Raw genomic sequence first — 12,324 nt, forward strand, 5'->3', positions numbered from 1 at the left:
TCTATTGTCAATCATAGTTCTCCAACCGAATGATAGGCCGATAAAAGTCATAATCTCCGTTTAGTTCATTGTCCTCCTGCACTTCTGGCTTACAGTGGGGCGAACAGGGTAGGAAACCGAGAAATGGGCCCAGCCCACCGCAGATATTGCATCCGCCGTCACCGCCGCAGGTGGTAAGCCTATCAGCCTGCACCACCTCCCGCATATAGGGATCGTAGGCGATGGACAGGCCGAAGAAGTTGGGTTCCTCCATGTCATAGGGCCGGTTCTCATCCTCATCCATGTCCTCAAACCAGTGCAGACGCATGGAGTAGTCTAACCCATCTCCCCATGGAAACAGGGTCCGACACCCGCCGCCACACAGGTAGGCCCACTCGTCCGCCGTGGGCAGGGAGAAGCCCCTGTTTTCCAGCATGGCAAGAAGCGCATCGTAGTCTGTGCGGTTATAGATCCAGGTCTGAAAGCCCTTTTCTGTCCGCTCAATGCGGGCCGACTGATGCAAGGTAAGACTGCTGCTGTTACTCCAGGCAAAATCCCGGAACTCCTTCAGCCAGTCAGGGTGGGCAGTCAGCCTGGGATCGTCCATTTTGACTGGCTCCCAGTTAATTTCCTCCAGTTCCCGGCCCACCAGCATGGGGCCAATGGCCGCCTGCCGAACGGGAGCCATACTTTCCCGGATCATCTCCTCCGGGTTCTGCGGTTCCATCTCCCATTCCTGGTACAGATAGTCCAGTTCCTCCCGGCTCTCCTGATTCAGTCCCACGGCAAACTGCTCCCAGCCCAGGGTGACGGTATCGCCGGGGACAAAGACAAACTCCCGACCATCTTTCTCGAAGATACCGGTGGTGCAGTTCTGGCCCCAGCGGTCAAAGGTATGTAGACCGAGAAAGGTCATATCATAACGAGCAGCCAGGCTCTCCATCAGCGCCTGCTTCTCGGTGGTGTCCATTTGATTGAATTGGGTGCGGAATAGTCTTTCGTTCATAACAAGTCCTCCTACAGCCTATCCAGGTTTTCCTGTAAATCGCCCTGCATCAAGTGCTGGGCAATGGCTTGGTTCAGTACCTTATGGGGGTGATAGGCTGCCTGCTCTACATCGTGGAGGCACTCCTCCATCAATGCCTCTGGCAAAATGCCCTCCCGCTTGCCATAAAGATGGCCGAAGGCATAGCACACAGACTTTAGAAAGTCAAAAATGTAGTCGTGATTTCCGCGCATACTGGGCAGATCATTGAATGAGCCCATACCACCGTATGCCCGAAGATGATGGGTAACCTCCCGCCGCTGGTTCCAGTCCTGAATGTCCCGCTCCAACCAGTCAATCCAGTTCTTGAATTCCGGATGGTCTGCCTGAAGGATTGAGCGCAGACAGATCAGAGCCTCAGTATAAATATCTGTCTGTTTCATCAGATTCCTCCCAACTATTTTCCGAAATGCTCCAGATACAACTCCCGCACGGAATAGGGGCCTACAAGGTCCGTTTCCTGCCGGCCATCCCAGGAATACACATGAATTTTGCCCTCGTCCCCAATGTACTGCTGCTCCTCAAAGGCTGCTGGAAAGGGAAAGCTCTCTACCATGCTCCAGTCGATCCTGGGTTTCAGCTCATCAAACTCCTCGCGCTTGAGCCTTTTGAAGTTAAACACCAGTGCAGCACCAATCCCATCGAACAGCAAGTCTGCGTATTCTCTGGGGGTGATGCTCTCGCTCACATTGGCGGCATCAATATTGACATCCAGAACCTTGTTGCCGCAGTTTGTCCAGATTTTATCGGGAGAGAACCAGGTGGTGCGTTCCTCAGAGTCTGCAAAGTCCTCACGGGGATACCATCCGTTTGCGCTGTCCGGCTTGACGCCTTCCCGAAGCGGCCCGTTGTACGGGGAAAGTGGATAATATTGGTGCCGCACCGGATCAAATCGGTCAAACGAAGTTTTCAGCAGATACCTATGCTTTTCGCTTCGCATGAGCTTATGGGGCTTCACGATATTTTCTTCAATCAAACTCCAAATGTACTCATCTACACGGATGGATACACGGGGACGGCTGAATAGTGTGATTTTGTTGGTGTCTGTATCCACATTGAGCCAGACACGATTGATTTCAACCATTGTCATTCCTCGCTTTTCAAAACGCTCCGCTATAAAATCGGCTTTCCCAGATGGCCTCAAATTCCGCCTGCTCTATGATGCAGGCGTGGAATTCCTCGCCCCAGACATGGGCGTTCAATTCCTCCACGGTGGGGATCGGCGTGATCTCGATGGCGCCGTCGTAAAGGTCAGGGATGTTACGGGTGCGGCAATCTGCAAAGATGTCGATGGAGCGGAGAGCCAGCCGCTCATTTTCGGTATCCACTTCATAGAGGATGACCGATGGTTCACCCTCCGGTGCGCCCTCCCAAAAGAGCTTGATGTACTCGATCTTGCCAAGATAAGTCCGCATCGCTTTTTCATCGGCGCAGGCTACTCGGATCATTTTGGCCAACATCATCAAATCGTCGATGTATTGGGAATACACGCAGAACACATCCTCGTCAGAGTCGAAGTTAAACAGACCCACACCGCTGTTGTTTTCCTCGAACTCCCGTATCACGCCCCGGACCAGCCGCTCCCAGTCTCCGCTGCTTCCAGTCAGTCCCAGCCGACGGAATTCTTCCGTCCGGAATCCATCGTTGATTTTCAGCAGAAGGGAGAGCGCATAGGGGTGGTGGGGAATGAGAAAGAATGGCGCAATCTGCTCCGGCTTCACCCAGATTTTGAAAGGCGGACGCGGATCGGGTATCCAGGGCAAGATTTCCCATTCGTCCTCCGGTCGGTTTCCGTATTGGCAAAGGTCTTTCATAGTGTTCTCCTCATTCGATGTCGCTTAGTTCTTCTTTCACATCCAGTGGAGCGCCGTCCAGAGATGTGATCTGTGCCAGTTCTGTTTCCGTCAGATTTTTCAGGAAAATGCAGTATTCGTCCGGGTGGCCTCCCACAAACTCCATTTTGGGCATCTCGATCTGCTGTGGGTCGGTGATCCACAGGCAAGGTTCTCCTGTTGCCCAAAACCGAGTCAGAGTAAGAATTTGGCCGTTGTAAATTACTTTCTGTTCCATCCTCATTTCTCCTGCATTTGCCTCAGCAGCTTCACGATCCGCTCCCGGTTCTTTGCGGTTTTCATAAAGGTGGGGAGATGGTCGGCCTGGGTCATTTTCGCTCTTCCCGGCGGCTTTTCCCGCAGTCCGGCGCTGAGATAGCCGATCAGATAGGCAAGATGTTCTCGGTTGAGTGCCCATACAGGTTTTCCCTGAAATGAAGTCAAAAACCATAGTTCCAACCCGAAATAAGGTTCTCGTCCATCTCTGATTTCGCCAATATATGAAAACGCCTCCGCTGTTTTATGAACTTCTCCCGACATGGTTGTTCCGCAATAGGGGCAGGTCACATGGAGGACGGGAAAATGCTGCTTTGCCGTATCTTCAATATCCACTCGGTAGTACCTGCCGCAGTTTTTGCACTGGTTATGGACATCATAACGGTAGATCGTCCGATCCTGCGTCATCCGGTGGCCGCAGCTCAGGCACCGGAAATAGGCGTTGTCATCATCCGCTGTCACCACACCTGCGCCATGGCACTTGGGGCATTTCACCTGAATGCCAGAGGTCAGGGCGTTGTATGCACTGTATGTAAAGTAGGGTTCATCAACAATTCGGCTCATGCGCCCACACACTCCTCTCATCAGTTCTTTTCCAGATAGAATCCCCATACGCAGTTGGAGAACTCTCCAGCGGCAAAGCGGTGGATCTGCCCGTCAATCTCCACCTGCCAGACCTCGAAGGTATGGTCTTGGTGATAGATCGGGTCTTTGACTTTTACTCGCTTGCCGGTGGTTTGCCAGTTGTAGTCAAAGATGTTCACACCGAACAATTTGCATTGACCGTCTGGGCCAAAAGTTTCATATTTCCAAGCCATGTGATGCCTCACAATCCCGTGCGCTGCCAGCCGTCCAGCCGCTCCTGCACCCCGTCGATCCTCCAGCCCTCGCCCACACGCTTCATGAGGAAACGGCGGTCAAAGCCGGTGTTTTTCTCCCTGGTGTAGATGTAGAGCTTGTTCTTGGTGATCTGCTCCGCGTCAAGGAATTCTTCTCCGTTGTAGGTGCCCTGGGCACTGTATGAGAGGCCCAGAGGCCGATAGCCCAGACGGGGCTTTTCGCTCACATACTTCTCCCAGATCGCCAGCAGGCGGGGCACAGCCTCGGCATCTTCAAACCCGGCCTGCTCCATGTGCTGCTCCCATTCTGTCATCTCAGCAAAGAAAGCGGACAACACCCCGCGGCATTCCGCCGCCGCTTGTTCGTCCAGCGGGACGGGCTTTTTGGCCTTTTCCCGCTGGAGCTGGGAGAAGTGTTCCATCTGCTCCTTGGTGAATTGCACATGGGCCACCGGCTCGATGCGGTTGTTGCCAGCGATGGCCAGCAGGCCCTCATAGGTAACGGCGGTATGGTCGATCTGGATGTGGGAGAGCTTGGAGATGGAGACCGCCTGGAGCAGACCGGCATCGTCCAGCCCGGTGCGGTTGAGCGTCAGAAGGTCCAGCTTGCAGCCTTGCAAGGCGGACAGGCCGCTGCCGTGGATGGCGGCGTTGCCGTCCAGCATCAGATAGCGTAGCTTGGGCATAGCGGAAAAAACGGGGAAACAGGCATCAGTGAGCGCGCCGTCCTCCACGCCGAAGTTGACCATGCTTTTATGTCCGGCAAAGGTGGCAAGCAGTTCATCCGTCACCGGATAGCCTTTCACATGAAAGCCCACCAGGGTGTAACCGGCCAGCTGCTCCATGATTTCTGGGGTCAGCTCCGGGACTTCAAATCGCTTTTCTCCGTCTAAGATCAGAACACCGCTCTCCCAGTTCACTGTCCGCGCCCGTTTTGGCCATGCCATCGCTGTTTCCCTCCTTACGCCTGCTCCTTATAGCTGGCTTCAATGTCGATGAAGCGCACATACACGGCGCAGATTTCACCTTTCGCTTCATAGCCGAAGTAGACCGGATAGTAGCCGTCCCCCCAGCCAGAGGCAAAGATGGGCAGATTACAGTCCGTGTCAGGCACCGTCCAGTTGAGCCAGTCGCCGTAGTCCCCCTGATATTTTGGGTGGGCTTTGGCGTTTTCCTCCAGGAGATCGCAGAACAGGTCGTTGTAGGGGTCGATGTCCGGGTCTTCTTCCAAACGCTTGGCCCAGTAGGTCTTGAAGGCCGCCTGGGTCTGGATGTCCGCAACACAGCCCATTCCAGCGTCTACGCCAAAGCCAAAATACTCGTCCTCGCCCAATTCCTCGTCCAGATCCTCTTTGCCGGTCATGCCCAGCTCATAGCGGACAGGCTTTTCCTGGCTAACTTCCACCTTGACACAGGCATAGCGATCACCATATTTCTCACTGGGCACCACACAGATCTTTACGGGATAAGTCCCGGCGGGGATTGTCTGTATAAAGGGCGGTGTGTCCTCCAGCTCCACCAGCGGATCGCAGGCGAAAATTGTTCCGGTAGGAAAGAGGACGGCCCCGATGTCCAGCACATCCACGCCCATATTCCCAATCACTTTCTCAGTGAAATGGGCCTCCAAGTCATCTTTACAGGTCAATTTATCCTTAATTGCTTCGTATTTGTTCAGCCATTCAGTTGTAGGCATATCAGTTTCCTCCTGTTGATTCTCTTTCTTGATGTACTCGCTCTTTGAGCCATCCCAGTAGCAGTTCACACACCGGCCATCCTGAAAATGATGGTCACAATTCGGGTAGCCATAGAGAACATGAGCACATTCCGGGCACAGCCCCATCATCTGTGAGGAGCCTTTGAAAAACAGGCTTCCGCACTCATCACAAACGGCCAGTTCTTTTTCTGCCATAGGGCTCACCAGTCCCGTTCCCGGATAGCTTCCTCGGTGTCAATGGGGATATTGAACCACTCCAGAATGTAGGCCACGGTTGCCGCAATGCATTCCCGTGCCACCGTTTCGATCTCGCTGTCGTTCTCGTCAAACTCCTCCTGGAGATCATTGATGCCGCAGACCGCCTCGTCCAGCGTCTCCTGCACCGCATCGGTATTGGTTTCGCCGCTCTCCAGCAGGTCGATGACTTTCTGGAGTTCGTCCTTTACCTTGTCCACCAAAAAAGCAGGATAGTAATCGTCTTGATACATCTCGTCCAGCAGCTTGTAATTGGGGTCAAATGCTTTCATAGGGATTGCTCCTTTCCTCGTGTATGTCAGTCACGCTCAGCTCTCATGTGTGATACAGAAAATCTCCTTGTTCAAATCAAAGTAGATTACCATCAGTTCGTCGGTAATCTCCGGGTTAAAGGACAGATCCAGAATGAAAACTTGCTGGTTCATCTCGCTATCCACCAGACTGCCGAACCGCTTGAGCTTCAAAAAGTCAACCATCTCAGCAAAGGACAGTTTGGCTGGGTCGGTTCCCGGAAAAAGTTCCGCCACAATATCCGGGCCTACATCGTCCCGATGGAACTCCATGAAAAATGTCACAACGCTATGGTAGCGGCTGTCCTCGTCCGCCAGCGCTGCTTTGATGGCGGCTTTGGCCTTCTCCGCCAATTTTTCCGCCTCATCCAGCATTTTTCCCACCGCATCCATGGCAGCAGGATCGCCGGTCAGTTCTTCCTCTACATCGAAGATAAAGGGTAGTCCCGATTCATCGGGAAAGGCGAAGATCTCCTCGCCGGGGGTATATGTAAAATCAATGCGTTTACAGTTCAGTTTCATCTCTGCGCCTCCTTATCCCTCAATGTTGACAGTTTTGAGGCCCTTTTTCAAGGAGCCGTAGACCGTCACAGCATGGTCGGTGAACATCTCATCACAGTCAAACCAGGCAGTGAAGCTGCCGCCGGAGGTGACGGACAGGCTCGTCAGGCTGATCCGCCGGGCCAATTCTTCCTCTGTGATGGGGTCGGTTTCCGGGTTACGGGGATTTTCTTCATCTTGGGAGAGCCAGTTGTTGGCCAGCTCGGTCAGGTTCTTGGCCGCAAGCTCCCGCATGGCTTTGTCCCAGGTGTCACAGTCGGCCAGCAGCTTCTTGGCGGCGCTGCGGGCGCGGGTCCAGGAGGGCTTGCTCTCGGCGTTGACCTCCAGAGAAAGGCTCACATCCTTTCCGCACCATGGAATCTCCCCCTCAAAGGAACCGTAGTCCTTGTCCAGTGTTAGTTCTCCCAGAACCTGGTCCTGGATCACCACCGGCTTGTGGTATTCCTCCAGAACGGCCCCGAGTTCCGGGCAGTCCTCATGGGCATTGACTATCTCGGAGATACACCAAGGGCGCACCACCAGATCCTTTGCCAATTCTTCTTTCATCCGGCGGATCTTCAGGCGGCAGATCTGCTCGCTTTGAAAGCGTCCCCACCCCTTGTCACTGTTACGCTCCTCATCGCTGACCGGCCAATCCAGCCGCTCCTCTTTGGTGGTGACCTCGCCGGTGTCACAGAACACTATGCCCAGCGTCACAACGGTCATTTCCCAAAAGTTGCCTTTCCAGTTAAATCCGCCCCCAATGCAGCGATTGATCAGAGCGATCACTTCCTGCTCCTCGGACTCGTACATCTCATAGAATTCTTCAAACATTAGTGCAGCCCTCCTTATCCCGCCGTCTGGCTGCGGTACTCCTTCTCCAGCGCGGTGTACCACCGATTCAGCATGGTTTCCAGACTGGTTTTTCCTTTCCGATCATAAAAAGCAAGGAACTTGTCCAGCAACTCAGGAAACAAATTCTTACCGATATTTGTCAGGTCCTGGTTGATATAGACCATCCGCAGGATACGGCCCTGCCGGTCCAGAGGGTTCTTTTTCAGCAATTCCTTTTCAAAGCAGAAGCGCAGGAATACCACATTCTCGTCATAGAAGTCCTCCACCACAGCCGCGCCAATGCTGGTGTATGTGATGTCGTACACCAAACGGCTCCAGTCAAATTTCTCAGCATAGAGCAGTTTCAGCGCCTTCGCCCAGTGTTCCTCCGGGATTACCAGCATCCTGTGCTGGGCGGTACTGGAGTAGCCACGGTAGACGGGTTCCGGCTGCCCCAGCAGCTCACTCACGCTGTCGGCGTAGACGAAGCACAGCTCCTCATCGAACAGGCCGCCGATGAAGTTGCCATTGCAGTACAGCATATAATTCTTGGACTTGGCCGGAGAATAAGAGAGGCTGTATTCCTGCGAGTCCAGGTTTTTATGTACCTTGTTCAGAAAGTCTATTGATGTCATGGCTTTACTCCTCAAACTCACCCTTTCGGTCATGACCGATGGCTTCAACTTTATAGGCAGTTATGGACATTGCAGTTTCACCTCCTGAGCCAATACAAATCCGCACAGCCCAAGGGAAGAATCAATGACAAATACCCGGATGTGCTCCCGATCCATGCGCTCCCGCAGTTCCTCGATGCTGCAACAGGCGGGAAAACCGTAAGAGATGGTCCCGCTCAGCAGGTCTTTATTCTGTTCAAAAAAGCGTCCACGCTGATCTCATCCATGCCGAAGAGGATGTTGTCCTGAACCACATTTTCAAACCAGTGGGCCAGCAGGCCAGTAAAGTGAACGGATACTTTCTCTCCGGCCTCGGTCTGGGTATCCATGTGCAGGATGTGGGCTTCAAAGTCAGCGTAGTAGCGCAGGACTCTGTTGTCGTGCAGACCATCAAAAGAGCAAATCAGCGTACTCATAGGGATTCCTCCTCGTCCATGAGCTGCTCCTGGACCTCTTTGGGCAGGTCGTTCCATAAAATATCGTATGTAAAATCTCGAATTTCCGGGTAACACTCTCGTGCGGTCTTTTCCGCCGTTTCCCGATCCAGGTAGTGCATCTCTTGATGGAAAAACCAGTTGAGCTTTTCCATCAGCCGATAGAGGCGGATCTGTTCTTCTTGGGTCATGGGATCGCTCCTTTTATTGCAATTTCAGCACGAATCCCCAGATGCTCACCACGATCAGAAGGACACCCAGCAGGAAGAAGATCACCCGCCGGGAGCCGCGTCCATAGCGGTGAGAATCCGGCTTGCCGGTAGGGTCGCAGAGCCAGTTCCAGTTGCGGATTGCTCCAAACAAAATCACGGCCCCGATGAGCACCGAGGCAATGTACCAATGCTCTTGTAAAAATGCTGTGATCTGTTCGCTGTTCATTTACATATAACCCCCTTTTCATCATCGGGAGTTTCCCGCCGAATAAATTCCTCCCGTTCTTTCAAATCTATTTCCAAGGCTTTTTCCTCCTCAAGATATTCCTCGCAGTCCCGAACCAGCTTTTGGGCGGCTGGGTCATCCGGGGCCAGGGCCAGCCAGCATTTTGCGTATTCATAGGCGGTGGCTGCGGAGCGGTACGCCATCAGGCAGGAATAGCCCATCCGGGAGTTCCAGTAGGGATCGTTCTCACCCTGGGCGCGGACGGACTCCAGCAGCTCAATGGCGTGTCGGATGAGATCCCCGTCCACTTCACCGTCGGTCCCATGCTCTCCATGATCTCCCAGCACCGCCAGATTGCTGTAAGCCCGACTCAGCTTGACGGTCAGCAGATAGCCCCGCTCCTGTTCCGGGATGGCTTCGATGGCCCGGATACACCGGGAATACTCGTCCTTCTTATTCCATTGCTCAAGCTGCTCCAGCAGCTCTGCTTTTTCTGCCTGATTCATCATTTCACCGCCTTTTCTGTGTCATGCTTTGCTTTTTTGAAGTGTCCACTGCCTCGCCAGGTGTTGACCACACAGGTGAAGATCTGGCCGCAGTGCTTGCACCTAATCATGTGAGCCATAATTTCGTCTGCCCAGCCATCCTCTGTCTTTACCTTCTCCAGTGGGCAGGTGGATTCCTCTTGCATCAGTTCAAATTCCCCCTCCGACACCAACTGCTGAATGTAAGCAATACAGGCCAGATAGTCCTTTGGGGCGTCAAATTTTCTCCATGTTTGAATGTTTCGGCAGTGCTCGCACATAGTGGACGCCTCCTTACGCAAATACCTGCTGGTATTTCTCTTTTCATACTGTGCGACTTTTTTAGGTCTGCTGGTGCTGCATGGACACGATATGGCAGTCCGGGCAGAATTCCACATAGAGCGTGCCCTCCGCACAGTCAAACACCGTATCCCACTGAATCTGGGCCAGATATTTCATAGGTTTCCCGCAGTGGGGGCAGGTCGTATATTCCGCGTCCTGTACCCAGTTGGCAAAGCCACCCACCGTGTTCACATCCTGGCAGGCCGCACCGTAAAACAGGGGCACGGGCGCTTCGCCCAGCACAAAGGGATTTTCCGTGAGGGCCTTGTAGTCCTCGGGACTGACATAGCAATCCGTTTTCTCCGCCCCGTCAAAGAACTCGGAGGGAAAGACTTCCACGCCGCCATCCAGGGTAAAACTGTTAAAGGCTGGACCTTTCAAGAATCCCACACAGTTGGGGCAGCAGGTGGCAGTCAGAATACCATCCAACCCCAGAAATTTCAGCCGCTCATCCCGGCCATCCAGCACCAGCATGTCCACCATGCGTCCGCCACAGTGGGGGCATGTGTCCTCCCGTGCCCGGCCAATGCGGACGGGAGATTTCTCGCTGGTGGTTCCTTTGACCATAGGATAGCAGGTATCGAAGTTGAGCTGGATTTTCTGGCCCTCCTTGTCGAAGGTCCAGCCTCCGATCTGCGCATAGCTGGATGGGTCTACATAGAGGCCCTTGCGCCAGGGCCGGGGATTTCGCTCCAGCTCCAGCAGAGTCTCCATTGCCTTGTCATCTCCTTGCATAGCAAGGCAACTCATCAGGTTGGAGGCCGCGCTGGAATATTCCGCGGACAACAGCGCATGGATCAGACCATCCCGCACATCGGCGGGAGCATGATAATAGATCTCACAGGGCCAGAACACCTCTGCGGCCAGTGCCACTCGCTGAATCTCCGGGGTGATGGCATCATGGTAGCCAAGCAGCTGCCAGAAGTCGGTGAACTCCGGGTCCTCCATATCAGCCAGCCTCTGGATGTTCTGTATCAAGTTTCTTTGTTTTTCGACAATTTGTTCCGGCATCCAGGCCAGAGCAGCTTGCCGTTCTTGCTCGCACTTACATTTCCAACACAATCCCTCATAACCCAATGGGGTTCCACAGCTGGGGCAGGTATATTTCAGACTCATGTTCTCATACTCCTTTCAGGCAATAAAAAAGCCCCACGCCGCACTGTCATAAAGACAGGCTGACGCAGGACATGAAGAAGCCGCGTTGAAGGAGCCGCATCCACCAGCAGATGTAGTTTCTTCAACAACCAAAATATTTTTTTCGTATCTTAAAGCAGCAAATTGCTGTCCAATATATTTGTTCATAGCGGCACCATTTGTTCTGAGCGTAGTTTTATATCTTATTATATCACAGCACCCCTTCAATGAAAATATTTTGTTAGAAATGCTAATGAAAAATTTTTGTGAATTTGTTAAGGCGCAGGGGCTGTTATCTCCATAGTGTCTGGATGGATCAGAGTGATTACTTTTCCCTGATGCAAGGCATAGTTGACTGTCTGTGCTGTGCCTGAACGCAGCTTTTTCTGATTATCAAACACACCGATAAGGTACTCTGCATGATCGACCATATAATAATTTCTTTTTTTATAACTGGAAACATCCGCAGAATGTGAAATAACAATAGAATCGTTTGCGTTTTGGATCAGCTTTTTCAATCTATGTTTACTCTGATCCGGCCATTTAGAGTCATAGCCGATGAAGGGAACTACAACGATAATTTTAATATAAAAGTCAATATGCTTCATCCGGTTCGGTAGGTGCTGCGGTAATATCGCGGTAGAAAGTGGCCCATGCAGCTTCCTCATAGGGGCGTACAAAAAAGAAGCCAATGCTCAATGGAATTGTCAGCAGAAGAACAAGAGAAATCGCCAGAGCCTCTGAACCGGTGAAATATTTGAGAACCAGAAAACCCTCGGCATACAGTGGCACCGAACAGAGCAGCTCCCAGCCAATGAAGCTGAAATCCAGACAGAACAGCCGCCATTTGTTGCCATTCATGATCCGCCGGGATTCTGTGATCGCTTCATTTGCGGTCAGCGAAGGATGCTCGGACATGATGTAAGGTGTCATCGCATAGCTGTATGTTTTCACGATTCCCGGAATCACCAACAGCAGCGACCAGAGGGCGATGTACAGACCCTGCAGGAATTTCATGCAGAAGCCATCCCACAGACGGTCTTTCTGAGAGAACAAGTCCGAGATGGCAGCATCATTTCCATCTACAAGGTTCAGATTAAAATGAGCATATCCCAGTTGAACTGCACCGCCCACGATCAGTTGGAGGACTGCCCACAGAACAATGCCGGCAAGC

The 12,324-nt window shown here is 52.8% G+C and carries 21 protein-coding genes and 2 pseudogenes; all 23 read right to left on the reverse strand.

The annotated features are described in order from the left end of the window. Nucleotides 1–7 precede the first annotated feature (7 nt). Nucleotides 8–985 carry a hypothetical protein gene (locus DW937_RS13475; protein WP_117528083.1) on the reverse strand — a complete coding sequence of 326 codons (978 nt, stop codon included), beginning with the start codon at nucleotides 983–985 and terminating at the stop codon, nucleotides 8–10. A gap of 11 nt (nucleotides 986–996) precedes the next feature. After that, nucleotides 997–1,407, reverse strand: a complete 411-nt coding sequence (locus DW937_RS13480; protein ID WP_117528085.1) for a hypothetical protein — start codon at nucleotides 1,405–1,407, stop codon at nucleotides 997–999. A 14-nt stretch (nucleotides 1,408–1,421) separates the two neighbouring features. Continuing rightward, nucleotides 1,422–2,108, reverse strand: a complete 687-nt coding sequence (locus tag DW937_RS13485) for a hypothetical protein (RefSeq protein WP_242993149.1) — start codon at nucleotides 2,106–2,108, stop codon at nucleotides 1,422–1,424. A gap of 16 nt (nucleotides 2,109–2,124) precedes the next feature. Next, nucleotides 2,125–2,418: a hypothetical protein gene (locus DW937_RS15265; RefSeq protein ID WP_333530216.1), complete on the reverse strand. Its 294-nt coding sequence runs from the start codon at nucleotides 2,416–2,418 to the stop codon at nucleotides 2,125–2,127. Then, a pseudogene (locus tag DW937_RS15270) lies at nucleotides 2,404–2,838 on the reverse strand (Imm51 family immunity protein); the annotation flags it as partial. The pseudogene DW937_RS15270 and the gene DW937_RS15265, both read right to left, overlap by 15 nt. A gap of 10 nt (nucleotides 2,839–2,848) precedes the next feature. After that, on the reverse strand, nucleotides 2,849–3,094 hold the full coding sequence (locus DW937_RS13495) for a hypothetical protein (protein WP_020225637.1): 246 nt from the start codon (nucleotides 3,092–3,094) through the stop codon (nucleotides 2,849–2,851). Between the two features lie 2 nt (nucleotides 3,095–3,096). Then, nucleotides 3,097–3,696 (reverse strand): hypothetical protein, encoded by a 600-nt coding sequence (locus tag DW937_RS13500; protein ID WP_117528091.1) that lies wholly within the window; start codon nucleotides 3,694–3,696, stop codon nucleotides 3,097–3,099. Nucleotides 3,697–3,716: 20 nt separating this feature from the next. Continuing rightward, entirely contained in the window at nucleotides 3,717–3,950 is a 234-nt protein-coding gene (locus tag DW937_RS13505; protein WP_117528093.1) for a hypothetical protein, read from the reverse strand. Between the two features lie 8 nt (nucleotides 3,951–3,958). Further along, the gene (locus DW937_RS13510) at nucleotides 3,959–4,918 is read right to left on the reverse strand and encodes an NTF2 fold immunity protein (protein WP_117528095.1); all 960 of its coding nucleotides are present in this window, start codon (nucleotides 4,916–4,918) and stop codon (nucleotides 3,959–3,961) included. Nucleotides 4,919–4,932: 14 nt separating this feature from the next. Next, the gene (locus DW937_RS13515) at nucleotides 4,933–5,880 is read right to left on the reverse strand and encodes a DUF4241 domain-containing protein (protein ID WP_117528097.1); all 948 of its coding nucleotides are present in this window, start codon (nucleotides 5,878–5,880) and stop codon (nucleotides 4,933–4,935) included. 5 nt (nucleotides 5,881–5,885) lie between these two features. Then, nucleotides 5,886–6,212 (reverse strand): DUF5713 family protein, encoded by a 327-nt coding sequence (locus DW937_RS13520; RefSeq protein WP_117528099.1) that lies wholly within the window; start codon nucleotides 6,210–6,212, stop codon nucleotides 5,886–5,888. A 36-nt stretch (nucleotides 6,213–6,248) separates the two neighbouring features. Continuing rightward, nucleotides 6,249–6,752 (reverse strand): DUF2004 domain-containing protein, encoded by a 504-nt coding sequence (locus tag DW937_RS13525; protein ID WP_117528101.1) that lies wholly within the window; start codon nucleotides 6,750–6,752, stop codon nucleotides 6,249–6,251. A 12-nt stretch (nucleotides 6,753–6,764) separates the two neighbouring features. Further along, nucleotides 6,765–7,604: a DUF2262 domain-containing protein gene (locus DW937_RS13530; RefSeq protein WP_117528103.1), complete on the reverse strand. Its 840-nt coding sequence runs from the start codon at nucleotides 7,602–7,604 to the stop codon at nucleotides 6,765–6,767. 14 nt (nucleotides 7,605–7,618) lie between these two features. Next, nucleotides 7,619–8,239, reverse strand: coding sequence for a hypothetical protein (locus DW937_RS13535; RefSeq protein WP_117528105.1), 621 nt, complete (start codon nucleotides 8,237–8,239; stop codon nucleotides 7,619–7,621). Nucleotides 8,240–8,454: 215 nt separating this feature from the next. Continuing rightward, on the reverse strand, nucleotides 8,455–8,694 hold the full coding sequence (locus DW937_RS15275; protein WP_242993150.1) for a hypothetical protein: 240 nt from the start codon (nucleotides 8,692–8,694) through the stop codon (nucleotides 8,455–8,457). Further along, on the reverse strand, nucleotides 8,691–8,903 hold the full coding sequence (locus DW937_RS13545) for a hypothetical protein (RefSeq protein ID WP_055270385.1): 213 nt from the start codon (nucleotides 8,901–8,903) through the stop codon (nucleotides 8,691–8,693). The genes DW937_RS15275 and DW937_RS13545 overlap by 4 nt, the downstream gene beginning before the upstream one ends. Before the next feature lie 13 nt (nucleotides 8,904–8,916). Continuing rightward, nucleotides 8,917–9,150: an Imm17 family immunity protein gene (locus tag DW937_RS13550; RefSeq protein ID WP_117528107.1), complete on the reverse strand. Its 234-nt coding sequence runs from the start codon at nucleotides 9,148–9,150 to the stop codon at nucleotides 8,917–8,919. After that, on the reverse strand, nucleotides 9,147–9,659 hold the full coding sequence (locus DW937_RS13555) for a hypothetical protein (RefSeq protein ID WP_242993151.1): 513 nt from the start codon (nucleotides 9,657–9,659) through the stop codon (nucleotides 9,147–9,149). The genes DW937_RS13550 and DW937_RS13555 overlap by 4 nt, the downstream gene beginning before the upstream one ends. Next, on the reverse strand, nucleotides 9,656–9,955 hold the full coding sequence (locus DW937_RS13560) for a hypothetical protein (RefSeq protein WP_117528111.1): 300 nt from the start codon (nucleotides 9,953–9,955) through the stop codon (nucleotides 9,656–9,658). The genes DW937_RS13555 and DW937_RS13560 overlap by 4 nt, the downstream gene beginning before the upstream one ends. A 61-nt stretch (nucleotides 9,956–10,016) precedes the next feature. After that, nucleotides 10,017–11,132: a hypothetical protein gene (locus tag DW937_RS13565; protein WP_117528113.1), complete on the reverse strand. Its 1,116-nt coding sequence runs from the start codon at nucleotides 11,130–11,132 to the stop codon at nucleotides 10,017–10,019. A gap of 15 nt (nucleotides 11,133–11,147) precedes the next feature. After that, the gene (locus tag DW937_RS14960) at nucleotides 11,148–11,318 is read right to left on the reverse strand and encodes a hypothetical protein (RefSeq protein WP_008723379.1); all 171 of its coding nucleotides are present in this window, start codon (nucleotides 11,316–11,318) and stop codon (nucleotides 11,148–11,150) included. A gap of 107 nt (nucleotides 11,319–11,425) precedes the next feature. Beyond that, nucleotides 11,426–11,737: pseudogene (locus DW937_RS13570) on the reverse strand (SLOG family protein); the annotation flags it as partial. 7 nt (nucleotides 11,738–11,744) lie between these two features. Beyond that, nucleotides 11,745–12,324 (reverse strand): DUF975 family protein (locus DW937_RS13575; protein WP_120121313.1); only part of this gene is annotated, 580 nt, incomplete at its 5' end.

The sequence above is a fragment of the Faecalibacterium sp. AM43-5AT genome, assembly GCF_003603345.1.
Lineage (GTDB): Bacteria > Bacillota > Clostridia > Oscillospirales > Ruminococcaceae > Faecalibacterium > Faecalibacterium taiwanense.